The sequence below is a fragment of the Microcoleus sp. M2_D5 genome (genome assembly GCF_036701935.1).
In the GTDB taxonomy this organism is placed as follows: domain Bacteria; phylum Cyanobacteriota; class Cyanobacteriia; order Cyanobacteriales; family Microcoleaceae; genus Microcoleus.
Map to the genome: position 1 here is coordinate 1 of NZ_JAUBRP010000084.1, position 26,394 is coordinate 26,394.

A 26,394-nucleotide genomic window follows, 5' to 3' on the forward strand; every position below is an offset into this window, starting at 1 on the left:
TATAATTTTCATTGTTATTGTGGGATGGGCCTGAAAGCCCGTCTTTTAAGGACGGGCGGGACGCCCATCCCACTTTCTAGAGTGGAAGTTATTTAATTCTCATTCCTTATTTGATTAACTAATTCATTTGGTCTCCGGCAGTGCAGTCTTTGAAAAATTCTAAAAACGCTGCATCATTGCTAATGTGAGTAGACAGAATACTTTTTCTTCCCCCTTCTTTCTTTCGGCTCCTGGAACTATTGAGTGTCTCTGAGTCGATTTCTTCTAAATTTTATATTCCCTTGGTGATGGTATTGCGACTGGCTGCCAAAAGTTGCATTACGTAGCTAAATCCACCCCATCCTAATTATTGAGCTTAAGAAAGCTGCATACCTTGCTTTATTCTTTTTATAAAGATATATCTTCTTCATTTATGACTCAATTTAATTAGGATCGGATATGGATTTAAAAGTAAATTAGAATAGTTAAGTATCAAAATCAGTTGTGAGTTGCTCTCTGTCAGAGTGAAAATTGTAAGCTCACACTTTTTTTATTATAACCTATAAGTCGTTAACTTATTTATTTTTTCTGCATAAACCCCAGGATTTTATTATACAGTCCGCGAGCGCACTCCGATGCCTATAAACCGGGTTTTAAAAAGAAGTAATATTAAATATGTTAGCATCGGGATTATTTCTATCGCTATTCTTTTCGTCTGCGGAAATTTGCGTCAACTTATTGTCTGGGGCGGTGAAGAGATTATCTTTTTTTGACCGCAGATACAGACCGATAAACACAGATTAACGCAGATGAATTAGATTGTTGACTGTTGACTAGATTTTACAATTCCGATGCTACCGGAATTGATATAAATGAGTAGAACCAAGTATTTTTCTTAAAAAACTAAGTTTATAGGCCAAACCGGGCGTAATTCCTGGTAAAATTTGTTGTAATGCTACCAAAAAAGTGAGTGCATACCCAGCTACGTTCAGCGCAAAGGTGCGCTGACCTTAAATTCTGGCCATTCAGTTGAGGCCAGCAGCCCCGATGAAACTGGTTGTGGCGTCTTAGGTGCTGTAACCCCAAGCAAAACGAAGGAAACTGCCATCAACCCGCCGTACAAGGCAGCCGATCGCTTGCGAGTTCCCAGTCCCACCCATTGAGGATTTAGCAGACCCAGACAAAAAGCAGGTGTGGAAAACATAAAAGTTAATACAAACAAGCTGGACATCACGCACCTCCGACTAGCGAATTGTAGCGATTAATTACTTTCATCTCCAATTAATAGCTCACAAATCCGCTTAAAAAATGGGCAATTTAGGATTTATAACTTGAGAATTATTGATGTTTATCAAACGATAATAAAATTCTAAGAATCTCTTCCTTTAGGTAGTTGTTAAAAAAATAAGAGCTTTCTAGAGAGTCCAAAAATTCAGCTTAAAATAAACACTAAATTCCTTAATCAAAATATGAAAGTCCGCTTTAATGTAGTGCGCCAAAATCAAAACGAGGCTCCCCGGGTTCACACTTACACCCTAGATGTGGAAGAGAGCAATACCATTCTAGACTGCCTCAACAATATCAAGTGGGAACACGACGGCACTTTAGCTTTTCGCAAAAATTGCCGCAATACAATTTGCGGCAGTTGTTCTATGCGAATTAACGGTCGATCGGCATTAGCGTGCAAAGAAAATGTGGCCAGCGAACTCGCAAGACTGCAAAAAATAGCGGATTCCAGCTCAGCAGAAATGCCTGCCGATTTCATCCCAGAAATCACCGTGGCCCCAATGGGAAATATGCCGGTCATTAAAGATTTGGTTGTTGACATGACGAGTTTTTGGGACAACCTGGAAGCAGTTGAACCCTATGTCAGCACAGCCTCGCGAGCAATTCCAGAACGGGAATTTCTGCAAACTCCACAAGAGCGATCGAAACTCGACCAAACCGGCAACTGCATCCTCTGCGGTGCGTGCTATTCTGAGTGCAACGCCCGCGAAGTCAACCCGGAATTTGTCGGCCCCCACGCCCTCGCCAAAGCTTACCGCACGATCGCCGACTCCCGCGACAGCGAAACCGAAAATCGACTGGAAAAATACAACGAAGGTACCGCAGGCGTGTGGGGATGCACGCGCTGTTACTATTGCAACTCGGTTTGTCCGATGGAAGTTGCGCCGATGGATCAAATTGGTAAGATTAAACAAGGGATTCTAGATCGCAAAGACGACCAAGCCAGTCGATCGATCCGCCACCGCAAAGTTTTAATCAATCTCGTCAAAGAAGGCGGCTGGATAGACGAGCGCAAATTTGGCATCGAAGTAGTAGGGAACTACTTCCGCGACGTTAAAGGTTTGCTGAGTCTGGGCCCGTTGGGTTTGAGGATGATCGCTCGCGGCAAGTTCCCGCTGTTTTTTGAGCCTTCAGAAAGTACCGAAACCGTGCGAAATCTGATCGAATCAGTTCAAAGTTTAGAAAAGGCAGCAGATTAGCGATCGGCTGTCATTTTCCTGGTAAATTACAAGTTGTGCGATCGCAAAGCTTCCCCAAAATCATCACTCAAAACTCGAAACTTAAAACTTTTAAATGACTGCTAAAACTCCTCCATCCCCAAAACCGACAACCCCAAATACCCCAAAACCAGAACCAGCCTTTGGGTGGAATGCCTACGCCGAACAAATCAACGGACGATTTGCGATGGTGGGGTTCGTGGGACTTTTGCTGCTAGAATTCTTCACCCGCCAGGATTTTTTCACCTGGCTGGGTCTGCGTTAAATTAATCACAATCAATTTAAAATGGAAGCTGAAATTTTATCTATATTTCAGCTTCCTTTTGATTTTTAATAGTTATTGGAAATACAGTTTTTCAAAGTATAGGTACAAGATTATGACTTTTATAGTTGCATACAAACATATCAATTTACCAAGTGGATAGTAGTTATACCACTTATCCAAAATCTTGCAACAGTTATGAGTATGCACCGGTGCGTCGCTGTAAGATAGTCGCTTTTTTTGCTAATTTAAGGGTAGCGACGCACCCTACAGCTACTGTTGCATGATTTTTTAGAATTAGTATTACTTGTAGTGCGATCGTCCTTGAATTATAGGGACACGGCATTGCCGTGTCCTGACTCCGAAGTTTCTTTCCAACTAATTTCCAGTTGTTTCGCGGACGGTCAAACTGTACTTGCCTCTACCTTTTGGAGGCGGATCGTAAGCATTGACAATGACGCGATAGCGACCGTTCGCAGACAAGGTAACAGTCAGCTCTGAATTGGAATTTTGCTGCGTGACATCATCATTTTCTCCAAGTAGCTCGCCCTGGGAGTTGAAAATAGCGAGATAAGTATCAAACTCGGTACTTTCTACGGTAATAACCAGTTTCTGACCCTGAGTGCCTTCAAAGGTATACTCGTCGTACAAACTGCTGTCTGAGGGGAGTACAGAAGACTTAGCAGGGCTGAGTTCTCCGTTTTGCTCTAAAATGACTTTAGATGAACTCGCATCAGGAGTCGGCGGAGGTTCTACAGTTGGGCTCTGAGTTGGCGAACTTGGCGGTGAGGGCGACGGGTTGGGGCTTGCTTGAGCTAAAACAGCCTTGGCAGCAGGGTTCGCATTAGTTAAATTTTGAGGAAATTCTGCTGAAATGAGGGTGGAACTGCTGTTAGCAACACCTGAATTTGAAAGTGACAGGGAGAGAGCCGGCTTGCCAGAAAAAGTAGCTACCAGAGCAATTGGCGCGATCGCCCAAAATCTAACTTGACGCATGAATTACCTCGATTTGTAACGGAGGAAGAAGGAAGAAGTCAGTAGTCATTAGTCAGTAGTCAGTAGTCATGAGTTATTTGTTAGGTACTACCAATGCCCTGTTTGCCCAATTTTCACCGGACAGTTAGAGTGTAACGACCCCGGCCCGAAGCATCGTAAGCATTGACAATTACGCGATAGCGACCCGTAGCGGGCAAAGTAACGGTCAGAAAAGCATTTTTAGTCGAATCGCTTCCATCGTCATTTTCTGCCACTAATCGGCCGTTAGGGCCAAATATAGCCACATAGGGATCGAAATCTGTACTTTCGAGGGAAATGGTTACAGACTGACCCGATCGACCTTCAAAAGTATACTCTCGATACAGACTGTTGTCAGACGGCAATACTGGGCCGCCTGCGACTAAAGCGCCTTCTTCTTGCAAAATCGCCCGAGAAGGCGCGGTAGGAGCACTCGCTTTCAGCTCTAACGTATAAGCCCCTGACTGCCTAGCTTGGTAGGAATTTGCCACTAAAGTGTAAGTTCCGTCTGCAGGCAGCCTGACTGTAATTCTGGCGTCTTTACTGCCTGCCCCGTCATCGTCTTGCGCGATTTCGCGCTGGTTGGGGCCGAGCAAAATTAAATAAGGGTCAATTTCTTGACTTTTCATTTCTATTGTGATTTGCTGGCCCGCTTTTCCCTCAAAGGAGTAGAGGTCAAAAAAGCTGTTGTCGGTGGGCAGAACGCTAGACTTGTCGGTGAGGAGGCCGCTGACGGGGGGCCCGTTTAACGCAACTTTTTGAGGTGATTTGTTGCCACCAAAGGGCGATCGGGCTTGAGCCGCGCGGGGAGCTCGCCCTTCTCGCACCGCACTCAGGAAAGCGGGTAATTTGTCTGCGGAAATTGCAAAACCGATACCGATACTGCCACCGCCCCGACCGCGAGTAAAAATAGAAGTATTGACGCCGATTAATTCTCCTGAACTGTTGAGCAGGGGGCCTCCTGAATTGCCGGGATTGATGGCGGCGTCGGTTTGAATTAAGCCGCGCTGCTGGTCGATGCGGCTGACGATTCCGACTGTAAAAGTACCTTGAAATTGACCGAAGGGATTGCCGATCGCAAATGCTTGTTGCCCGACTTTCACCGAACCGGGACGGGCTAAAGGAATGGTGGGCAAATTGTTTTGACCGCGAATCTTCAGCACGGCTAAGTCTAGACCGTCTTCGCCGAATCCGATGACATCGGCGACAAGTTTTCTGCCGTCTGACAAAATGATATTGACGGTACCGCCTGCCGAAACAACGTGGGCGTTAGTTAACACCATGCCGTCGGGGCTGATAATTGTGCCGCTGCCGTTAGATTTATCTGTATCGACGGTAACAACCGCTGGACTAGCTTTTTCGTAGACTCGAATATTGGTTTGTTCTTCGACAGTTTGGGCGATCGCACCCTGGGAATGCACCGAGTTAAATTCCGTGAAATCTGTTGATTGCCGCCCAGGGGATGTCGTAACAACCGCAGCAGGGCTGGCTGCAACCCCAACCGTTAAAATTCCCGATACTGCTAAACTTAGAAGTTTGAAATTCATGGCGATCGATTTAGTATTTAGCGATCGGTAGCTAGGAATTAGGTTTTGTTGCTAACTGCTAACTACCCTCTGTAATTATTTTAAGACTTGCACCGCAGTAGTGACATTCCTTACGCCGGTTCTCCAATTCGGGAATCTGAATCAGCAGCTAAATACTTAAAATTAGCTTGTCGTACCGCAGCATCCTCATTGCCGTAGAAAAAAGACAGCAAAGCAAAACGCTGGCCGCTAATCACCGGCGTCGCTTCATGCAGCAAAGAACACGAAAAAATAATCGCCGTGCCGCAATCCCCTTTATAACCGTGCGGTGCGTACTCTGGAAACCGTAAAAATCCCCCCGTGTACTCTCCCACATTCAAGTTGAGCGTCATCGCAAACCTGCGGTGCAGCGTCGCTTTGCTAGTGTTGTCGCGGTGCGGCCGAAAATAACCGCCGCTTTGGGCATCGTAACAACCTACCAAATACCGCTCAAACCTAGTGATTGTAAACTGAAAAGCTTTCTCTACTTCCGGCTTCACCCGGCGCAGAATAATCGAATTCAATTGTCGCTGTAGCTTCGGGTCTTCAATAAAGAAATCTCGGCGCTTCTTGAAATTCTCGTCGTGAATGCCAACAGTTTTCCCGTCAACTTGCCTCATAAAGCCCGAGGGACTGCCACCGTGAGCTTTGTAGATATCGATTAAACTGCGGCAAGAGGCTTTGTCCAAAACGTTAGGAATTACCAACACCGGGGCGTGAGGAGTTGCCGATCGGGCTTCCTCAATTGGGGGCAAAGTTTTGAGAAAATCTAATACTTGCTGAGCGTGTTGGTGCGGTTCGCCCATCGGCAAAATATTAATTATCTGAAGGTTTTCGTTGAGAACAAAAGTTTGTGGTGCATAGTGAACTCCCGCAACTCCATTTTCTTCGACATCTCGGAAAACACCGTACTGCTGGCTGACTTTTTTATCCAAGTCCCAGAAAAAGATGAATGACGGAGCAATTGTTGTCGGTCTGTTTTGTTGTTTGTCCGCTGGGTCAACGCTCACTCCGAACATCGGGACTTGCAAGCTTTGGAATTCTTCTGAAAGCTCTTGAAAGCTTTTGAGGATAACTTGGATTTGTTCAAAAGCTGCGCTGCCAAAGAAAAACAGCACGACTCGCCGGCCGCCCACAGTTGGGAAATGAAATGAGGGGTTATTTGTAGAAGGAACGGAAAACCAGGGAGCCGGATCTCCTATTTCGAGTAATGGCATCTTGCTGATTTAATATTTGGGATTTTATATTTAGATTGTTATGCTGTCGATTAGTTCCACAGATTCGGTAGGCCAATCGATTTTAGATTTTAGATTTTAGATTTTAGATTAAAGAATTGAAGCATTGACTTGCGCGAAATAAATTCGGGGGGGGAAGTTTCTCGGATACAGGTTTTTTATTTCTGGACGGATCGATACGCGTGGCGGGTATCCTGAATGCGGGAATTGTCAAAATAAATTTCAAAAAAAATTAGCTTTTCTTTGTGTATATCTCCGTTGGTCTGGGTTTTCACCCTCGCAATTTACAGTCTTTTTGATCAATTTCATATCTGAAAAATAAGTAGATGGGCATCAATAAACGCAACTTATTTTTTTGCCGACGGGTACGATAAAAGTTTAGTTTCACCCATCTACTTAGTGTTTGCCTATTTGTCGAAACTGGGGGAATTATCCGGTTGGTCTTCCGGGTATTCTACAGGTCGATACTCCACGTAATCTGACGGCGGTGCTTCCACGTCGCGGTTGCTGGGGCGAGACCTTGATGATTCCGTAGGACGGGTTTTTTTGGTTCTCGGCGGCGTATCGGAACTGCGGTTTTCCGAAGCAGGGGGGCGACTGCTGCGGCTGCGGGTCGGTCTTTCTTCGGGGTTGTCTGAAACGTCCCAGTTGTCTGACTCTTGGGTTGGCGCGGATTCTGGGCGAGAGGGACGTTTGCGCGAGGATCGATCGGGCGAGTCGGGCCGTCCGGTGTTAACGCTGCCGTTGCGATTCGAGGGGCGGCGGCGGGGTTCGTCGTCGTAGGCTTCCCGAGAAGAACGGTAGTCTTGGCTGCCTCTGATGCGGGGACGGGGCGGATAGTCTTCCTCTGGTTCTAGCTGATCCATGTCGGCATCGTAGCCGTCGTAACCGTAAGCGTTGCTGACCGGTCGGTCTTCATCTACGTATTGGGCGCGACTTTTGGCTTGGGCTGTGGTCGCTCCTCGCAGTTTAATGCTTTCTGCTGCAAAAAATATGGCGGAACCAGTCAACAGAAATTGACCGAAGGCCAGAATTGGGTCAAGCCGCCATCCTTGAAATAACAAAATACCGCCGCACAGCAAGCCGACTGCTGCAAAAAAAATATCGTGGTCTCGGGCTAGTTTGGGACGCCACGATCGCAGAAAATACAGTCCTGCCCCTGCTACTGCTAGGATAATCCCTAACAGGCTGCTCCAGTTCAATCCTAAATTGACCATTAGCCTATCTCCTATGTCTTTCCTATGTTAGCGAGTTAGATTTTACATCTATCATTAAGTCTGTCAGCCCGACTGTGCTTTCTGGGGCAGAGTCCGGTCAGGGTTTCAGCTTGGGAAGTCAGTATAATAATGAGTTTAACGGGAAAAAACCTCAGCTTGGCAGTCAACTGAAGGTTTTGCCTTGACAGTTGCTGGCAGCCGAGGTTTCTCGCATCGGGGAAATGCCCGACGTGTAGCCGAAAATTGACTTGCAGCGCCGGACTTAGAAACCCGCTGACTTTTTAGGTGCGCTTGATTTTGTCTTTTTGGCTGATGAAGATCAGGGCGATCGTTGCTGGAAGCACTACTACCACCACGCCCACCAGCAGGCTGTACAAAAAGTTCGCGAGAGAAGGAGTCATAGATTCAAAGCCTTTGTTACAACAATTTGATTTTTATTAATTTTATACTTTCGATCGCACCTGTCAAACGGTTAAAATTATGAAGGGCTGACTTAACAAAACTTAAAATTTCGAGATAAGACCCATGACTGGTATTACCGTTGCAAGTTGGATTCTGGGATCTGTCCTAGTCGTGATGACTTTGCTGTTTATTTTTCGGATCGTTCTGACTTGGTATCCCGAGGTGAACCTGAGCAAATTGCCGTTGAGTCTGATTGCTTGGCCGACGGAACCTTTTTTAGCCGTAACTAGAAAGATTGTACCGCCGATCGGCGGGGTGGACATTACGCCGATTATTTGGGTCGGTATCTGTAGCTTGCTGCGAGAAATGATTCTCGGCCAGCAAGGGCTACTGACGATGATGATGTAGAAGTTGGCGGTTGACTGTTGACTGTTGACTGTTGACTGTTGACTGAAAGCAGGCTTGGTAAAAACCCCCGGATCGATCCGTGGGGTTGCTTTCTTCAATCTTTCAATCCAAAATCCAAAATCTAAAATCCAAAATCGATTGACTAATGACTGTTTTGGTTCAAGAACTGTTCGACGAAATTGGTGTAAACTTCGCCGCCCAGAAATTCCGGGCTATCGAGGATTTTTTGGTGGAAGCCCAGGGTGGTGGGGACGCCGGTGATGGCGCATTCTCGCAATGCCCGTTTCATGCGCCGGATGGCTGTGGGTCGATCGCGCCCCCATACAATTACTTTACCGATTAAAGAATCGTAGTAAGCGGGTATTTCGTAATCGGTGTAAACGTGAGAGTCCATCCGCACGCCAGGGCCGCCGGGAGGCAAAAAGCCGGTGATTGTGCCGGGGTGGGGTCGGAAGTTGCGATCGGGGTCTTCAGCATTGATGCGGCACTCGATGGCGTGGCCGTTGAGAATTACTTGATTTTGCTTGATTTGCAGTTTTTCGCCTTGGGCGATGCGAATTTGTTCGGCTATCAAGTCGAGGCCTGTAATCATCTCGGTGACGGGATGTTCTACTTGGATGCGGGTGTTCATTTCCATGAAGTAGAACTTGCCCGATTTGTCAAGTAAAAATTCGACAGTGCCCGCACCCGTGTAGTTGATGGATTTGGCGGCGGCGACGGCGGCGTGACCCATTTGATCTCGCAGTTTCTGGGTGAGGGCTGGGCTGGGGGCTTCTTCGAGGAGTTTTTGGTGCCGGCGCTGAATCGAACAATCTCTCTCGCCGAGGTGGATGACATTACCGTAGTTGTCGGCGAGGATTTGGATTTCGATGTGCCGGGGTTTTTCGATGAATTTTTCGAGGTAAAGTCCGGGGTTGCCGAAGGCTGCGTCGGCTTCGCCTTGGGCGGCACAGAATAGTTTGGGGAGTTCGGAGGCTTCTCTGACTAGCCTCATCCCCCGCCCTCCACCGCCGGCGGTGGCTTTGATCATCACAGGATAGCCGATGTCGCGGGCGATCGACAAAGCTTCGCGATCGTCGGCCAGCAATCCGTCGCTACCGGGAACTGTGGGGACTTTCACCCGCTGCATGGTTTCCTTGGCGGTGGATTTATCGCCCATCGCCCGCATCGCTGCCGGAGAAGGGCCGATGAAGGTAATTTGATGGTCGGCGCAGATTTCGGCAAATCGGGCGTTTTCGGCGAGAAAGCCGTAACCGGGGTGAATGGCTGCGGCGTTGCGTGTCAGGGCAGCCGCGATGATGTTGGGGATGTTTAAATAGCTTTTGCTGCTGGTGGGGGGGCCGATGCAAACGGCTTCGTCTGCCAACTGGACGTGCAAGGCGTGTGTGTCTACGGTGGAGTGAACGGCGACCGTGGCAATCCCCATTTCCTCGCACGTGCGGAGTATGCGGAGAGCTATTTCTCCCCGATTAGCGATTAAAATTTTCGAGAACCCCATCTTCGCTGCTTAATTCACTCAATATTCTGTACAATAATGCCTTTCGGTATGTTCTGGATAATCGTTTTGCAGAAATTGTTCACAAAAATTTATTTTACATTTTGCTGGTAGTGGTGCTATGATTGTAAATCGGCGGTGTCAAAGGGCAAGTCACAAGTTAAATGTCAGGAACCTCAACCTGTGAATCTTTAACTCGTAACGCAAAAATCCCGGAGATTGCCAGAAAGAGCGGATGTGGCGGAATTGGTATACGCGCACGCTTGAGGTGCGTGTGGCAATATGTCCTTGCGAGTTCGAGTCTCGCCATCCGCATTGAATATATAAAACAACTGTTGACGGTTTTGGCTGTCGGCAGTTGTTTTGTATTTGATGGGTGAGTGGTGAGAAACCGGGTTTTTGCGAAAATATTTGGTTGCAGGCGAAGATTTGGGAAAAAACCCGGTTTCTTTAATTGTGGGTGAGTGGCGAGAAACCGGGTTTTTGCGATGGGACTTCGTTACAGCCCACCGACTCGGCAAAAAACCCGGTTTATGAAAGTCCTAGTGCGTAAGTCGAGATTAATTGAGGTAAAAAGTCGATCGCCCTTTGGTGTATTAGAGAAGGGGCGATCGGCTTTTTTATCAGTAGGTATGGACTGTGAATAATCACCGAACATCCCCTAGAGATATTGCGCTAAGATAGAAGCTAAAGTTTTTCAAAGATTTTAAGAATTGAGAAACTCTTAAACTAAACTACCGCCCATCTGCAATTCTCTTAGCAAACGGAAGTTATATCAATGACATCCTACGCCTTAAACTTACCCGTTCAGTTACAGCAAGAAGCTGAAAAATTGGCAACACTCCAAGGCATTTCCTTCGATCAGTTTATCCTCTGGGCTGTAGCCGAAAAAGTCGCTACCCTCAACCAGCGGAATGACGATCCGGCTTTTCCTGAAATCACCTATGTGCGCGGCGCTAGCGGCGAACTCGTTCCCGTTTTGCGCGGCACTCGGTTGCGGGTGCAAACAGTAGTCATCGCAGCGCAGAAATGGGCTTTATCTGCAAAGGAAATTGCCGCTGAGTATGACATTAGTGAAGATCGAGTGAAGGAAGTTCTCGCTTTTTATTCAGCACACTCTCAGGAAATAGACGCATCTATTGCCGCTGAGCAAATTATCGAAGCTGCTAATGTCTAAACCGCTATTGCATCTAGATGCCGATACCTCTATTAAAGCTTTGCAAGCCGCCCTTTTATCTCGCAGTCACGATGTCACTCGGACACCGACTGAGTGGATAGCTTTAGATGCTAGCGATGAGGCTCAATTGTTAGGAGCAACAGCGCGAGGGCGGTGTATTTTTACGTTTAATATCCGGGATATTCAGGTTTTAGCTCAGCGTTATCCCGAACATGGTGGCATCATTTTTGCTGCTCAAAGATGAAGTTTCTTTGTTTGTGTAGCCGCGGTTTCAACCGCCGGGTTTCTACACAAAAGAAGTACAATAATTATGGCAAAATAAGAATTACTCATTTATTTGATCGCTATTATCCCAATGATTACCGTTACCCAAGCAGAAATTGAACAGTATCGCTCCCAACTACAAGAATATCCCGATGCTCTAAAACATATTGATGTACTTGAAGAGTGTGAAGGCGATTTAGAATATGCAGCCGAAACCTTAGCAATTGAGTCAGGAGAATTAGACAACGATCTAGATGCAAAAGACCCGAATGAGCCTAGCTGGTTAGAAAAATCAGCAGATAAATTGCGTCCTCATATTTGTACGCAAGCCTTTAAAGACGTATTGAGTCAAGGTTTTGCTGTTGCATTGGGTTCGCTAATAACTGCTGGCGTTTACCCAGGAGTACCATTAACACTGGTACTTATTTACATAAGCACGAAAAATTTGGACAATTTTTGTCAGGATTGCTAAACGCCGATCGCAGTGAAGCCAGCCCAGTAATGAGGTTCAGCAAAAGGAAACGGCTTGCGGTTCAGTGCGCCCTCCAGAGGAGCATTAATAAAGCGTGTGCGTTCTTTTTTGGGCAACAGTTTAAATGTTTGATCAATTTGCGGTTTGAGGCATTTTAATAATGCTTCAAGCCCCTCTGAGGTCAGATTCCGCAGCCATTGTTGTGCCTCATTGAGAGCAGTAACCGTTGATAGAGTTTCTAGGTTTTCATAGAACCGAATCAGTAACAAAGTGCTGGCGAGTTCATCCACTTTCCAAAGGGTACTGACCATACTAGGGCTACCTGCTAAGAGAAATCCGAAAGGTAAGCCAATATATTCATCGCTGGTTCTGGATTCTGTCAATCCAGTTTCGCAGGCGGAGAGAGTGACAAGACGACATTGATTGAGGTCAAGATTAAAGATTTCCAACAGTGTCAAACGTTCTTTATTGGCGAATACTAGGGATGATTCCAAAGGCGAGTCAGGCTCGAACTTGCCGTGACAACCGAAATGGGCGCAGTTGGCAAAGCTGAGTTTCGCGTTTAGAATTGCGTTCTTATTAGCATCATCTTTTGCCAAGAAATCATTAGATTTGAATTTGTCACGGATGTTAGCGGCTTGCAGTTCAAGTAAGTAGCGGTCTTTGGTAGGATTGGCAATAGCAAATAGGTGAGAGAAATTAGGGCGTTGTCGCTGTTTCGCCTGTTGCAGTAGTTGGCAACTGGGGGCATAGCTGACTCCACCAGGGAATAAGTCGAGAAGGCACGATTCGGATTTGGACGATACAGTGATAGAAGAATCGATTTCATCGGTGCATCCGCTTTCAAAATCCCTTTCGTGGGAGATTGGCAACGCATGAAGGGGGAAAAGATGCAGGAAGCGATGGGGAATTAAAATCAGTCGATCGCACACTTTCGGAATATTCTTTAAAATCTCATCAAGATGCAAAATCTCAGCTAGGTTTTGGAGGCGGGAGGCTAGTTTTTGCTTCCATTGGGGTTTTATCTCTTTATACTCTTTCCGATACTCGTTATCCCAATTTACCAAGGCTTGAAAGTCTGCTGTTGAAGATTGCCAGATTATTGGTGTTGGGGATTGTGGGGTGATGATGAAAGTTAGAAATTTATCGCCTATGATGTACCACTCAAGAATAGCGGTGTTTTCACCTATCAGAGTTTGAATGTCTTTGTAGAGGATGGGCTGAACTTTTTGGGTGAGGCTAAAATCAGGATCAATTGATGTAATTTCATGAGCAATCAATTCATCGAGTTGTTTACGCAATTTGGTGAGATGAGTAGAATCGCGGCTAGTGGTTAGGCTGTCGATTTTGAGGCTGCCTTCTCCCAATATTCTGGCACCATTACTGTGACGGTTTATCTGTTCGATTTCCAGTTGTCGCTGTTCGGCCTCAATTTCTCGACCGAGGCGCGACAATTCGTTGAGAACAGTTTCGGGGATATTGCCTTTAGGTTTGATGTCACGGTTGGCAAAGAGTTCTACAAGGTTGCGGGCTTTGCTGCGTTCGGCATATTCCACAGCTTCGGTGTCGCGTTGCAGTTCGATGCAAACTTCTACCATGCCCAGATAAAGTTCATTCCATTCTTCGGCTAATTTCTGTTTGGTTTCATCCCCAGATTGAATCTCGCCCCGTAAAAATTCTACTGTTTCAATGGCTGGGGTATATGTATCGTAAGCGAGTTGCCATTGCTGGTTACTTCGGTAAAGATTACCTAAATTAGATAAAGTCTCTGTATGTCCTTGTGGGAAAGCCTCGCCAGTTCTGATAGTTAAAGCATTGTGGTAACACTTTTTCGCCAGTTCGATATTCTGTGCTTTCTCTCCCCTGATTCTGTTACGGTAGGCTTCTCCCAGATTATTTTGCGTCGCAGCCCAATATTCGGGAAAGGCATCGCGGGTGCGGACTGTTAATGCAGCAGTGTAAGATGCCATCGCCAGTTCGAGATTCTGAGCTTTCTCTCCCCTGATTCTGTTATGGTAGGCAGTTGCCAGATTATTTTGCGTCATAGCCCAATATTCGGGAAAAGCTTCGCGGGTGTAGACTTTTAATGCAGCAGTGTATGATGCGATCGCTTCTTCGATATTCTGTGCTTTCTCTCCCCTGATTCTGTTACTGTAGGCAGTTGCCAGATTATTTTGCGTCATCGCCCAATCTTGGGGAAAGGGTTCGCGGGTGCGGACGGTTAATGCAGCAGTGTATGATGCGATCGCTTCTTCGATATTCTGTGCTTTCTCTCCCCTGATTCTGTCACTGTAGGCATTTGCCAGATTATTTTGCGTCATCGCCCAAGATTGGGCGAAGGCTTCGCGGGTGTAGACTTTTAATGCAGCAGTGTATGATGCGATCGCAAGTTCGATATTCTGTGCTTTCTCTCCCCTGATTCTGAAATAGTAGGCATTTGCCAGATTATTTTGCGTCGTCGCCCATTTTTCGGGAAAGGCTTCGCGGGTGCGGACGGTTAATGCAGCAGTGTATGATGCGATCGCAAGTTCGATATTCTCTGCTTTCTCTCCCCTGATTCTGTTTCTGTAGGCTTCTCCCAGATTATTTTGCGTTTGAGCAAACTTTTCGCTTCCCGGTTCCCGATTATTTAAAACTATTTGATAACCAGCGATCGCAATTTCCAGGTTATTCGCTCTACTTCCCAGCGGAAAGTTGCTAATATCAATACTTAAATTTTCAATAATGCCGACAATGAACGCAATTCTTTCTGAATTTGCGTCGGCAATTAAATTCTGTGCGACTTGCTGTAAAGTCTCGGCAAAACGGAGATTGAGGAGATGTTGCCGTTCAGCCAGCATCGGGTAAATTACTTTAATATCGCTATTGCTATCTTGTTCTGCTTGCAATAATTCTAGGATAAACCTTACATAGTCTTGGGAATCTTCACTTTCAGAGTTATCGCTATCTCCGTCATCGTTCGCATCGAATAATTCCCTTAGCTGACTGGCCAGATTTAGCAGGAAACGGGCTGCATTTTCCTGTCCTTGCTGTGTCAAGTTTTCTGCTATAACTTCGCAAGCTTGCAGAAACCCGCGATCCAATAATTCTACGTTATCTTGTAATATCTGCGGTTCATCGACCTTGGGGCAATTCAGGATAGTTTGAATTAGTTGCTGGTATGCTCGATCGCGGGTTTCGTCCATTGTGGGGAGTTGTGAATAACACCGATGCTTATTGTATCATGATTCGATGGGTTGGGTGGCTGATGATCCCCTATCAATTTCTACCCCATCCCGAACAAGTAATCGAAATTACCGTCTCCCACAGAGTTTTTAAGCGTATTGATAATTTTCCTTGTATTATCGTAAGGCCCTTCAACATAACAAGGTTGTCCATTGCGACCGAATTTCAAGCCGATTTCGCTGGTTGATTCTCCTAAATGAGCCTTCGACTCCTCGAAATCGCGATGCGGTTCAAAGCCTAATGTTTTGGCATAAGCTACCGCACCCCAAACCAGCGCTTGTGCTTGCTCTAAACTAATCTCCTCGTATCCCTGAAACGGCGAGTAAGAATGCTCAACGAGATTTTTATATTGGCTATCGTTGCAGTTACGCGGCGGGATGGTATCCTTGACTCCCAAGCACCAGTAGTCGATCAAATAAGTGGCTGCAACAAAACGATTGTATCCCTTGGAACGGGTAACTATCACTAAACCCAAACCGCCCGCTTCAGAGGTTTCATTTCGCAACAAGGCATCCGCAAAATTTACATCCACGAGACATTGAGCAACGGGCAATAACTCTCCTTTTTGGGCGCTAGCGAGGGCTGCTTGTTCTGCATGAGATTGAAGAAAGGTACTGACTTCGGATGCTTTCAATCCTAACTTTCGGGCAATTTGTTTGGGCGTCAATTGGCGATCGCGCAGGTTGAGAATTTCTTGTTCTTGTTCGGGCTGCATAGTTTTTCTATTGCCGTCAGGGCTGGGTTTGAGCTGAGTGGATCATTGTACCGAGTTTTTGCGACCAACTTCGTAACATTGCAAAGATTGAGGAAAAAACCCGGTTTCTTTGATGGTGCGATCGCCCAGAAACTTCGGTTAGCCCGATAGTCCGCCAGGGGTTGAAACCCCTGTCTCATAGCAAAAGTCCTCTTAAAGAGGACTAAAGAGTTTTTCATTTTTATCTCGGATTTTCAGTCGGTTTCAACCGACTTTCGCCCGACGCCAGGGGTTGAAACCCCTGGCGGTTGTGGCGACACCACTTTATTTTATACTTCTCGTAAAATGCGACTATTCAAACGCTCATATTCATCCTCTAGTAGCCACATTTTAGCCGATTCGTAATTGTCAGTGGTAAAGATAACTTTATAGTTTTGTGCCGGGTTATGGATGCAAAATTTTCCTGAAATTTCCTTGACTAACATCAGGATATAAGGAGGAGATATCAGAGTATCAGCCCAGATTTCCGCAAACTCCCACTCAGTTTCTTGCATGGTAAATTCCCCTCATATTCACCAAATTGTCTGAATAGTTGTTACTGCTTGAATTTTTGCGTCGCGGGTGACTAACGGAAGACTCAAAGATAAAGCAGTGGCGGCAATAATCCTGTCCGGCATATCTGGTACCACATCGCGGGGAATCTGACGCAGAATTTTTGCTGTGATTAAATCCAAAGGGGCGATGGCTAAACCAGTTCCCGGATCGGATAAGGCATTGATTAACTCCTCAAATGCCTCTTCGGGCAATCGATACCTTTCCACTAAATAACTTAATTCTACAACGGAAATCGCGGACACATAAATCGAATAGCCTCCTGCTAATGCTGCATCCAAAGCAGTCATAGCTGTTTGTGATAATCGAGCATTCTCCCGCAAATACCAGATAATTGTATGAGTGTCGGCTACAACGGCGGTCATTAAATATCCCCTCTCGGAAAATTTCCCCACATTTCTTTTCTAGCTTCGGTAATATCTTCTTCGGTGATATCCATATCTAAATTATTCCACATTCCTTTGACGCTCTTTAGAGGTCGTTTAAGAAGGTTTTTTTGCTGAAGAAATTCAGCAAAATCTAAAACTTCTTGCTGCTGATTCGGGGGCAATTCGCGCAATTTATCTAAAACTGCTTGCTCTAAATTCATTGTTTTTTTACCTCCGTTTTGGCTGTACTTGACATAGCTTTTAATCGGCTCTGTTCAATCTTAATTATATACCAGTCATCGATGAATTGAGTTTGATGGGTGAGTAGCCAGAAACCGGGTTTTTGCGAGAGACTTCGTTACAGTGCGAAGATTCGAGAAAAAATCGGTTTCTTTGATTTTGACTAAATGCCTAATTCCGGCGGCCGCCCCATCAAGCCAGTCATCAGCCGCAAGGCTAAAAACCTCACAGGCGGAATTGTCCGCAAACACCACAATCCAAAGCGGCGAAATGCTACAATTGGCAGCCAAGTATTGGAAAATAATCTGTCTAGAAAATCGGTAAATCCTAATACGATTAAATTCTCTTTTTTGCGCCAGTTGTGATACCGTTTCAATACTCGCAAATCGCCGATGTCTTCGCCTTTTTGGTGCGCTTGCTGCAAGATTTGGGCGATCGCCCCAGCGTCTCGAATGCCCATATTTAATCCCTGGCCGCCCACGGGATGGCAGCAGTGGGCCGCGTCGCCAATTAGTGCTAATCTGGGCAAAACGTAGCGATCGCTCTGCATTAACTGCACCGGAAATAAAAAGCGATCGCTCTCCAATTCCAAACGCCCTAAAAGCCCGCCCGTGCGCTGTTCCAACAAAGTCAAAAACTCTGTTTCATCCATTTGTTGCAAAGCTTTTGCTTCCGCGTGGGGTGCTGTCCAAACTACTTGACAACGGTTCCCCGGTAATGGTAAGACTCCCATCGGGCCGCTCGGCCAAAAGCGCTCAAAAGCGATATCATTGTGCGGTTTTTCTGCTTTAATAGTGATAGCAACGCAGGATTGCCAGTATTTCCAGCCGCGAGTGCTGATGTTGGCTTCGGTGCGGATGCGCGATCGCGAACCGTCGGCGGCAACTAATAATTTAGTGCGAATTGTCCGAGTTTCGCCGTTTTGTTTGACTTCTATTTCCGCGCAATCGGTTAAATATTTTACTTCGACTACTTCCGCCGGACAAACCCAACTGAAATTCGGGTTTTTTGCCAAACATTCGTGCAAAGCTGACAGCATGACTCGGTGTTCGCCAACATAACCTAAAGCTGTTTTTGGTACGGGTAATTTGCCAGTATTTCCCAAATCCGGGCGGTGGAATTCGACGACACCGGGATAGTCGCCGTCGCAGAGGCTAATTTGCTCGAAGGTGGTGATTTGGGGCAAGATTTGCTGCCACACGCCGATACCTTCTAAGATCATTCCTGATAGCAAGGTGATTGCATAGGCTTGTTTTTTGGCTGCTGCGACTGCGGGGAGTTGGGTTTCGATGATGGCGATTTTTAAGCCAGAATCTTTTAAGGCGCTGGCTAAGGTTGCCCCGACTATGCCGCCTCCGACGATGGCTATGTCAAAGTCGAGTGTCGGTGTTTGCGTGGAGGCTGTTGTTGGAGAAAGTTGGTTGACAGGCATTTTCAAGGGATTTTGTCAAAGTTAATTGGATTGTTACTTTGTTATTGTAAAGAATTATTTCGATTTATGGCGATCGAGAAAGGGAGAGTACCGGCATTAGTGAAAATCAAGGTTTTCAGACTACGAGATCCAAATGCAAGTCCTGGATGCACTCGCTACCTCAGAAACCGGGTTTCTTGCTATATTTCTCGTCACTAAACGCAAAACTCGTAGAAACCCGGTTTCTAACCCCCCCCGATGGGTCAGCCCTAAAACTAATGACTAATGACTACTGACAGAAAGCATCCAGGATACCCGCCACGCGATTCATCCGTCCAGAAATAAAAAACCTGTATCCGATAAAGGAACCCCCGAATTTATCTCGCGCAAGTCAATGCTTCAATTCTAAAATCTAAAATCTAAAATCTAAAATAGATTGACCATTTCCTTTGTGTTTTCCGCAGCCAGCGCTGATACTTCCTGGCAAATGGGAATCTCGATGACAAACTCTGCACCTTCCCCAGGCGTGGAAATACACCGCAATTTGCCTCGGTGTTTTTCAACTATAATCTGATAGCTGATTGACAGTCCCAAGCCTGTGCCTTTGCCGACTGGTTTAGTAGTAAAAAATGGGTCGAACAACTTGCCAATAACTTCTTGATTGATTCCCATCCCGTTGTCGGCAATCCGAATTGTTACTGTTTCTGAATTCGCACTTGTGCTAATCCGAATTCGGTTGTGGCGAGCATATATTTCTTTTGAATAAGGGGTGCTGTTGTACTCTTCGAGGGCGTCGATCGCATTTCCTAAAATATTCATAAATACTTGATTTAGCTGACCTACATAGCACTCTACTTTGGGAAAATTGCCGTATTCTTTGATAATCTCAATAGCGGGACGAAGTACATTAGCTTTGATCCGGTGCTGCAAAATTAGCAAAGTGCTTTCGATTCCTTCGTGAATATCTACTCGCTTCATCTGCGATTCGTCGAGTCTGGAAAAGTTGCGTAAGGATACAACTAAGTCGCGGATGCGATCGGCTCCAACTTTCATTGATTCCAAAATCTTCGTAAAGTCTTCCATTAAGTAATCAAGTTCAATATCTTCGGCTGCTTCTACAATTTCTGGGACGGGATTTGGGTATTTTTCCTGGTAAAGATGGAGCAAACCGAGCAAGTCTGCGGCGTATTCGTGGGCGTGGGTGATGTTGCCGTAGATGAAGTTAATCGGATTGTTAATTTCGTGGGCGACGCCGGCGACTAGCTGGCCGAGAGAAGAGATTTTTTCGGTTTGGATGAGTTGAGTTTGAGCTTGGTGCAACTCGCGGACAGCTTTTTCGAGCTCGGTTGCTTGCACTCGATACTGTCCCTCGGACTGCTTGAGTGCTTCCAAAACTTGGACTCGATCGCTAATGTCGGTGTGAGTGCCCACCCACTCGCGAATGCTGCCGTCGGCTGCTAAAAGGGGGACGCCCCGCACCCAGAAGTGTCTGTAGCTGCCGTCTGCAGCCCGCAAGCGGTGCTCGACTTCGTAGAGACTTTTTGTTTCGATGGCGCGGTTCCAAGCTTGTAGGGTGCGATCGCGGTCTTCTGTGTGTACTGCTCGTATCCAGTAGTCGTCCTCTTCCAAGCTCATGCCCGTATAAGCTATCCAATCAGGCTGAGGCTTGTTGGCGACTCCGCTAGCGTTTGTCGTCCAAACCATCTGTGCGGTAGCCATTGCCAGCGATCGATATCTTTCCTCGCTCAGACGCACAGCTTCTTCGGCTTGGCGGCTGGCTGTCACGTCGCGCAAAATAGTTGTGAATATGATTTCGCCTGCCACTTCGAGTTTGGAGATAGAAGCTTCGGCGGGAAATTCCGTACCATCTCGGCGGCGGGCGAAAATTTCTTTGCGGTTGCCCATTTTTTGGGCTTGTTTAATGCCGCAGCCGAAATTGCTGACGAGGTGACTGTGAGGGGTGGCAAAAGCTTCGGGCAACAGCAGGCTCAGGGATTGCCCGATCGCCTCTGCAGCCGTCCACCCGAAAATCCGTTCTGCACCTTGGTTGAACAGGATAATTTTTTGGTTGGCATCCACCGAAATAATCGCATCGTCGGCAATTTCTACAATGCCTGCGAAACGAGCTTGAGACAGTTGCAGCGCTTTTTCAGCTTGTTTGCGATCGCTGATGTCGCGGGCGATCGTCGAAATGTATGCGAGTTTGCCGTCCGGTGCGGAGTGGGAGATGATAACTTGGCTTATGGGAATTTCGAGTCCCGATGCTGACACGAAGGCTGTTTCTCCACTCCAAAAGCCCTCGGAAACAGCGGTGGCGATCGCTTGTTTCAAAGTGCTGCGGGCTGAGGCTGCCGTGAATTCTGCAACTTGTCGGTTGGATATATCTTCGTTTTCCCCTATACCGACCATTTTTCTGCCGGCTTTGTTGATGTAAATGGCGCGTCCTTCGAGGTTGTAAGTACCTACAAAATCCGGCGTTGCTTCCAGAATTGCTACCAGATTGTTTTTGGCTACTTCGGCTTCTTTTCTCTCAGTAATATCCCGCGCGATGCTAACTATACCGATGATATTTCCTAGCCCGTCCCGGTAAGCACTTTTTGTAGAAAGAAATGTCCGCAAATTTCCTTTTACTGGCAGCTCTTCTTCGATCGCTTCCGTTGTTCCCGCTGCCATAATCGGGCGATCGGTTTTTATAATATTTCCCGCAATTTCGGGCGGAAATAACTCGCTGTCATCTCTGCCGATAATGTCGTCAACAGACTTGCCAATTATACTGGATCCTGCAGCATTAAGCATTAGGTAACGGCCATGAATATCTTTGACAAATAGGGCTGCGGTCGTACTGTTGATTACTGTCATTAACAGATTGTAGTTTTTTTGAAGCGCTTGCTTTGTTGTTTGAGAGGCGAAAATTTGCTGGTGCAATTGGTCGTTGGTTATTTGCAGTTGGATAGTCCGTTTCTCAACTTGATTTTCTAAGTCTAGTTTAGCTTTTCTCAGTCCCATTTCCGCTCGATAGCGTTTCCGGTCTGCGCTGCAGAGAGTTTTGGCATTCTGCCAAATCAGAACTGTGAAAATAATCACGTTCAATACGCTTAACAGCGATATCCCTACCTCCGGCGTGTAGGCTTGTAACCGATCTCCCCATAGGATGAAATAACCGACTAAAGGTGGGATAATGATTGCCCGCGGCAACAAGCGCCTCGCCATGATGCCGCCCGCGCGATCGCTCGTCATTACTGCTATCAATCCTCGCTCTGGACTGGCAAATAAAATGCCGAAGCTCAGCAACATAAATGCTGCGGAAGTGTGCAAAGCCATCCCTGTATTATTGCCAATTTTGTAAAATAAAGCTTTGTCGTAGAAATAGCCTATCAAACCCGTAAATGCAATTAAAAATGCACAACAGCTTAAGATTTGAATCCGCAGGTATTTAGGCCGACGTTCTGACAGCAGCAGCAGCGCTGTTCCCAGCAATAAAAAAGCAGCAGCAGTATTCGGCGCCATCCGTCCTGGTGTTCCGGTGATTGTCAATGTGTAACTTTCTTTAAATAGCAGTTGGTCGATGCCTAAGTCTAAATTAAAGCTATATTGAACTAGGGTTAATAGGCTAATTAATATAATTAAAAATGAGGATACTACAATAAAATTTTTGTGATATTTTTGAGGCTTTCTTGCTGTTAATTTGGTGCGCCTAGTCTGTTGGATGAATAGAGAAAACCCGCCCAAAATAAAGCATACCGCAGTATTGGCTTTCATGGTAACGAGTCCGGGCAGAATGCTTTTTAACAGTTGCAGATCGAATATCCAACCCAAAATGACTGTACAGCCGATCGCCATTACTGCAATACTCGCTTTTTTGCAAAAAGACTCGACTGCAGCCATTCGGGTTGAGGGCGTTTGCCGTTGTTGCGATCGTTCAAAAACTTCCAATTTCTCGCTCCCTCTAATTATTTGGTTTCTACGTATCAAAGGTAACAATAAACACTCTCTTGAAATTGTTGTCCGCTATACAAAGCTGCTTAAGATTTTCTCAAAGCTGCTAACCATAAAATATGAATTATTTTATCTAACTTTAGAGAGATCGTCAAATGAAGATTGAAGGCTCTTATTTAGAAGGCATTCGGCAGAATCGAATAATTTTTTATGTGTAAATTAAAAAAAAATTCCTTGTTCCTGGTTCGTTGTCCCTTCGATTTCGGAAATTCGCGCCCGATTCATCGGCAAGACAGAGTGTTTTTACTCAGTAAATTGACGGATAATGGTAGCGCATGAATCACTTTGCAACAAGATTGCTGGCATTGTCAACCGGCTGCTGTGGCTGTGGGAAATGCGATCGGCATAACAGATAAGACTCGGCGGTTGAAAACCGCTACTACATAAACTTTCGTCCCAGCAGAGAGGGACTAACCTGTGGAGCATTTAAACCACTAACGAAACCTGTAGGGTGCGTCGGCTCTCGATCGCTTCCACCGGCAAGGGAAACCCGGAGGCTCTCCTGCACCGTACAATACTATTTTAAACGCTCCACAGCTTAACCGTTAACTGTTAATTCTTAATCTTGTTCACATAACCCCACAAACTGTAATCGCGACTCAGCCACCCCCGGAAAAAAGCCATTTGAGTCGGATCTTCTTGCACCCGTTTGTAGCGGTAAATAATCCGTTCGTTAATCATTTGCAACGCGGTATTTCTATTATTCGCTCCTTTTAGCGCTTCCTTGGTGCGGGCATCAAAAACTCCAGTTTGCGGCAATCCTAATGCTTGCTGAAGAAAGGTAATAGAGTTATTAATACCGAAATTAACGGCAGTGTCAAACATGACGATCGCCAAAGCCGGCTGCATCGTGCCCGATAGGCTCGAATCCCAGTAATATTTATAAATTTCTAGGAGCTCTGCTTCCGACATTTGCGTCACGTCGAGGGGCGGAAGCCCGCGACTGTAGCGGTAGGCGTTGTATTCCGTTTGCAAAACGCCCCGATAAGTTCTGCCGCCCTTATCTGCGGGGTGATTGCTGAATCCGCCCTCAAAATATAGGGTGAAATAAAGAGCAGTTTGAAATAATTTCTGCCGAAAGCTGGCTGTCTGCTGCTGCTGGGCGAAAGTCTTTTGGGCAAAGGGTAAGGGGATTGCTAAGGTTAACAAGAGTATCCCCAGCAGGAGGTTTGGTTTCCACTTGATGTTATGTTGGCGCTGTGTCGCTTGCTTGTCGCTCATAAATTCTCTGTGACGATCGCCCGTAGTTCCGCTAAAACTGCTACTCTGCAAAATAATATAGATTCAACCTTTAACTTGATAGCACAGATAGGCCGCCAAATGAATTCCGATTTTAGCAACCAATCCGAAACACCCCAATTTGAAGATGCTGCATCCCTGACAGTCGCTGCAGAAACCTATTACTCTCAAGGCAATTTAGCAGCAGCCGTCGCTGCTTGTCGCCGTGCTCTGGAATTGCAACCGGATTGGGCGGCGGCTTACGTGACAATGGGCAATGTGCAGCAAGCAAGCGGCCAAATTGATGAAGCGATGCGGTTTTATTCCGAGGCGATCGCTCTGAATCCCGATTTTGCTGAGGCTTATGCTAATTTGGGCAGTATGCTCTACAAACAAGGGCATTTGGTGGAGGCGGTTGTCAATTACCAAAAGGCGATCGAACTTAAACCGAATTTGGCTGCTGCTTACTGGAATTTGGCAGGGGCACTGAAGCAGCAAGGGCAGCAGGATGCAGCGGTAGCCTACGAGCAAAAAGCTCTCGAACTCAATCCCCACCTTGCTCAGGTAGATTTTCACTTAAATTTAGGAGATAAATTAGCGCAGCAAGGGAAGTTAGATGAGGCGGTGGCTGCATGGAAGCAGGCGATCGCATTCAAACCCGATTTAGCCGAAGCATACTGTCAAATTGGCAGAGTTTTGCGCCACCAGGGCAAATTTAAAGAGGCAATACCCAACCTTCAAAAAGCCCTAGAAATTAAACCCGATTTTATTGTCGCTCACCAACATTTGTGCGACATCCTCAGAGATACTAGCGATTTAGCTGCCGCGCGGCAAGCCGTGCACCACTACAGCCAAATGTGTGGCGAAACCGATCCAATTATGACCGCGATTTACTTCATCAGCACCTATCAAGTGTCGGGATTGAATCAAATTGCGGGCGATCGATTTTTAGAGCTAGAGTCATACTTGCAGCAAAACTTAGAAACCGCTAGCCCGGTGGAAATTAAATCGCTTTATGCAAACTTGTTATTCAGCACGCCCTATTTGCGAGATGACTTGGCAGCCAACTCAAAACTTTACAGATTAATTGCCCAAAAGTATATCGACCAATGTATTAAACCTAATTTTTCTCAACCCGCAAATTACAGTTTCAAACCAACGGTTCCATCCAGCCAGTTAAAAATCGGCTTTTTGTCCAATCACTTCAGCCGCCATTCGGTAGGTTGGTGCAGCGCTGACATCATTCGCGAATTGTCCGACATCACACCCAATGTGTATTTGTACGCTTCCGAAAGAATTGTTCCTGACGATCGCACTCAGCACTTTGAAAGTTTTGGCAAAATGACTTTTCCGACAACCTACCCGAACGGAATTGCAAACTCTGCCGAAATTATCGACCAAATTCAGCAAGATGAATTGGACGTTTTAGTTGATTTAGATTCTCTCAGCGTACCAGTTCACGCTGATATTCTCTACCAAAAACCCGCACCAGTTTGTGTTTCTTGGCTGGGATTTGACGCCCCTTACATATCGCCGAAAAATTACTTTCTTACAGACTGGCACTCGCACCCTGCCGACAGGGAAAAATATTATGACGAGCAGCTAATTAGGATGCCTGATTCCTTTGTAGCGGTGTCAGGTTTTCACAGATATGGAGTCGATCCCGTTGCATTGAGAAAATCGCATCGGATCGCTTTGGATCAGATAGTTTACCTGTGCGTCAGTCCCGGCAGAAAATTCAATAGCCAGTTGGTAAAAGCACAAATTGCGATTCTCAAAGAAGTGCCGAACAGCATCTTGATTCACAAAGCTTTAGGCGATGCTGCCGTGTTTGAGGCTGCATATCACCAAGCTTGCGAAGCTGAGAAAGTGAGCAAGCACCGAATTAAGTTTTTGCCGAGGTTTGCTACTGAGGAAGAACACAGAATGATCTATTTGCTGGCAGATGTGTTGTTAGATTCTTATCCTTACAACGGAGGAACTCAAACTTTAGAGGCTTTGTGGTCTAATTTGCCGGTGGTGACTCGCACAGGAGAGCAATTTTTGTCGAGAATGGGTTATTCGTTTTTGCAGACTTTGGGAATAGAAACAGGTGTGGCTTTGTCTTGGTCGGAATATGTGGAACTTGGTGTAAAATTGGGTCAACAGCGTGAATTGAGAAATGCCATTAAAGCACAGTTGGTGAAATCTAAAGATCCAGCCAATTTGTCGCCGCTGTGGAATCCGAAAAAGTTTGCGGGTGATATGTATGCGGTCTTGGAAAAACTTTGTAAAATCAATTTTTAAAAGTAGGGACACGGTAGTGCCGTGTCCTCGGTTGCCTATCCTTCCGATGCAAAAATCAACCATATCATATCAAATCCGGTCAATCGATCGTGATTCTTGTAGGGGCGGGTTCACCCTGATATTCAACACAAATCCCAAATCTAATCAACCCGCCCCGGCCGGATATTATGGTCGATCAACCGGACACGATCTCATATCAAATCCGGTTACATCGCCGGGCCTATGGGCGGGGCGGGTTTATATAATTTGTCGATACTTATCAAATATTTCGGCGAACCCGCCCCTTGTATCTTAAAAGAGACAAGCTATCAAACCGCAAAATGCAGGCTATCGAACCGCAGACACGGTTG

General features: G+C 46.2%; 22 protein-coding genes and 1 tRNA gene. 8 read left to right on the forward strand and 15 right to left on the reverse strand.

Annotation, left to right across the window (positions count from 1 at the left end; all coding sequences use genetic code 11):
• Positions 1-967: 967 nt before the first annotated feature.
• Positions 968-1,210: a hypothetical protein gene (locus QUA50_RS25235; RefSeq protein ID WP_333051877.1), complete on the reverse strand. Its 243-nt coding sequence runs from the start codon at positions 1,208-1,210 to the stop codon at positions 968-970.
• Positions 1,211-1,448: 238 nt separating this feature from the next.
• Between QUA50_RS25235 and QUA50_RS25240 the strand changes: the two genes are divergently transcribed.
• Positions 1,449-2,465, forward strand: a complete 1,017-nt coding sequence (locus QUA50_RS25240) for a succinate dehydrogenase/fumarate reductase iron-sulfur subunit (protein WP_333267843.1) — start codon at positions 1,449-1,451, stop codon at positions 2,463-2,465.
• A gap of 94 nt (positions 2,466-2,559) precedes the next feature.
• Entirely contained in the window at positions 2,560-2,748 is a 189-nt protein-coding gene (locus QUA50_RS25245) for a chlorophyll a/b-binding protein (RefSeq protein WP_333051883.1), read from the forward strand.
• A gap of 375 nt (positions 2,749-3,123) precedes the next feature.
• Here QUA50_RS25245 and QUA50_RS25250 read toward each other — a convergent pair whose 3' ends face one another.
• The 5 genes from QUA50_RS25250 to psbX form a co-directional block, all read right to left on the reverse strand.
• Positions 3,124-3,741 (reverse strand): pre-peptidase C-terminal domain-containing protein, encoded by a 618-nt coding sequence (locus QUA50_RS25250; protein ID WP_333267841.1) that lies wholly within the window; start codon positions 3,739-3,741, stop codon positions 3,124-3,126.
• 113 nt (positions 3,742-3,854) lie between these two features.
• Complete coding sequence (locus QUA50_RS25255) at positions 3,855-5,306, reverse strand: trypsin-like peptidase domain-containing protein (RefSeq protein ID WP_333267839.1); 1,452 nt, start codon at positions 5,304-5,306, stop codon at positions 3,855-3,857.
• Positions 5,307-5,416: 110 nt separating this feature from the next.
• Complete coding sequence (locus QUA50_RS25260) at positions 5,417-6,541, reverse strand: redoxin domain-containing protein (protein WP_333267837.1); 1,125 nt, start codon at positions 6,539-6,541, stop codon at positions 5,417-5,419.
• A gap of 425 nt (positions 6,542-6,966) precedes the next feature.
• Positions 6,967-7,776 carry a Ycf66 family protein gene (locus tag QUA50_RS25265; protein ID WP_333267835.1) on the reverse strand — a complete coding sequence of 270 codons (810 nt, stop codon included), beginning with the start codon at positions 7,774-7,776 and terminating at the stop codon, positions 6,967-6,969.
• Between the two features lie 281 nt (positions 7,777-8,057).
• Positions 8,058-8,177 carry a photosystem II reaction center X protein gene (gene psbX, locus QUA50_RS25270; protein WP_333051895.1) on the reverse strand — a complete coding sequence of 40 codons (120 nt, stop codon included), beginning with the start codon at positions 8,175-8,177 and terminating at the stop codon, positions 8,058-8,060.
• Between the two features lie 124 nt (positions 8,178-8,301).
• Here psbX and QUA50_RS25275 point away from each other — a divergent pair, with 124 nt between their 5' ends.
• Positions 8,302-8,586 (forward strand): YggT family protein, encoded by a 285-nt coding sequence (locus QUA50_RS25275; protein WP_006634856.1) that lies wholly within the window; start codon positions 8,302-8,304, stop codon positions 8,584-8,586.
• Between the two features lie 142 nt (positions 8,587-8,728).
• Here QUA50_RS25275 and accC read toward each other — a convergent pair whose 3' ends face one another.
• On the reverse strand, positions 8,729-10,084 hold the full coding sequence (accC, locus tag QUA50_RS25280) for an acetyl-CoA carboxylase biotin carboxylase subunit (protein WP_333267833.1): 1,356 nt from the start codon (positions 10,082-10,084) through the stop codon (positions 8,729-8,731).
• 228 nt (positions 10,085-10,312) lie between these two features.
• Here accC and QUA50_RS25285 point away from each other — a divergent pair.
• The 4 genes from QUA50_RS25285 (at position 10,313) to QUA50_RS25300 (ending at position 11,994) form a co-directional block, all read left to right on the forward strand.
• Positions 10,313-10,396: transfer RNA gene (locus QUA50_RS25285), tRNA-Leu, on the forward strand.
• A 463-nt stretch (positions 10,397-10,859) separates the two neighbouring features.
• Complete coding sequence (locus tag QUA50_RS25290; protein ID WP_333267831.1) at positions 10,860-11,258, forward strand: DUF433 domain-containing protein; 399 nt, start codon at positions 10,860-10,862, stop codon at positions 11,256-11,258.
• Positions 11,251-11,502 (forward strand): hypothetical protein, encoded by a 252-nt coding sequence (locus QUA50_RS25295; protein WP_333267829.1) that lies wholly within the window; start codon positions 11,251-11,253, stop codon positions 11,500-11,502. The genes QUA50_RS25290 and QUA50_RS25295 overlap by 8 nt, the downstream gene beginning before the upstream one ends.
• 111 nt (positions 11,503-11,613) lie before the next feature.
• Positions 11,614-11,994 carry a hypothetical protein gene (locus QUA50_RS25300; protein WP_333267827.1) on the forward strand — a complete coding sequence of 127 codons (381 nt, stop codon included), beginning with the start codon at positions 11,614-11,616 and terminating at the stop codon, positions 11,992-11,994.
• Here QUA50_RS25300 and QUA50_RS25305 read toward each other — a convergent pair.
• From QUA50_RS25305 to QUA50_RS25340, 8 genes are all read right to left on the reverse strand, one after another.
• Positions 11,991-15,179, reverse strand: a complete 3,189-nt coding sequence (locus tag QUA50_RS25305) for a CHAT domain-containing protein (protein WP_333298923.1) — start codon at positions 15,177-15,179, stop codon at positions 11,991-11,993. The genes QUA50_RS25300 and QUA50_RS25305 overlap by 4 nt on opposite strands.
• Positions 15,180-15,259: 80 nt before the next feature.
• A complete protein-coding gene (locus QUA50_RS25310) occupies positions 15,260-15,934 on the reverse strand; it encodes a DNA-binding response regulator (protein ID WP_333267823.1) in 675 nt (224 codons plus the stop codon).
• A 308-nt stretch (positions 15,935-16,242) separates the two neighbouring features.
• Positions 16,243-16,467 carry a hypothetical protein gene (locus QUA50_RS25315; protein ID WP_333251022.1) on the reverse strand — a complete coding sequence of 75 codons (225 nt, stop codon included), beginning with the start codon at positions 16,465-16,467 and terminating at the stop codon, positions 16,243-16,245.
• 18 nt (positions 16,468-16,485) lie between these two features.
• A complete protein-coding gene (locus QUA50_RS25320; RefSeq protein WP_333267821.1) occupies positions 16,486-16,890 on the reverse strand; it encodes a type II toxin-antitoxin system VapC family toxin in 405 nt (134 codons plus the stop codon).
• Positions 16,890-17,114: a DUF2281 domain-containing protein gene (locus QUA50_RS25325; RefSeq protein ID WP_333251027.1), complete on the reverse strand. Its 225-nt coding sequence runs from the start codon at positions 17,112-17,114 to the stop codon at positions 16,890-16,892. The genes QUA50_RS25320 and QUA50_RS25325 overlap by 1 nt, the downstream gene beginning before the upstream one ends.
• Positions 17,115-17,296: 182 nt before the next feature.
• Positions 17,297-18,565 (reverse strand): FAD-dependent hydroxylase, encoded by a 1,269-nt coding sequence (locus tag QUA50_RS25330; protein ID WP_333267819.1) that lies wholly within the window; start codon positions 18,563-18,565, stop codon positions 17,297-17,299.
• 405 nt (positions 18,566-18,970) lie between these two features.
• The gene (locus tag QUA50_RS25335; RefSeq protein WP_333267817.1) at positions 18,971-22,477 is read right to left on the reverse strand and encodes a PAS domain S-box protein; all 3,507 of its coding nucleotides are present in this window, start codon (positions 22,475-22,477) and stop codon (positions 18,971-18,973) included.
• Positions 22,478-23,092: 615 nt separating this feature from the next.
• Positions 23,093-23,761 carry a glycoside hydrolase family 108 protein gene (locus QUA50_RS25340; RefSeq protein WP_006634869.1) on the reverse strand — a complete coding sequence of 223 codons (669 nt, stop codon included), beginning with the start codon at positions 23,759-23,761 and terminating at the stop codon, positions 23,093-23,095.
• Between the two features lie 99 nt (positions 23,762-23,860).
• Between QUA50_RS25340 and QUA50_RS25345 the strand changes: the two genes are divergently transcribed.
• Positions 23,861-26,044, forward strand: coding sequence for a tetratricopeptide repeat protein (locus QUA50_RS25345; RefSeq protein WP_333267815.1), 2,184 nt, complete (start codon positions 23,861-23,863; stop codon positions 26,042-26,044).
• Positions 26,045-26,394: the final 350 nt, after the last annotated feature.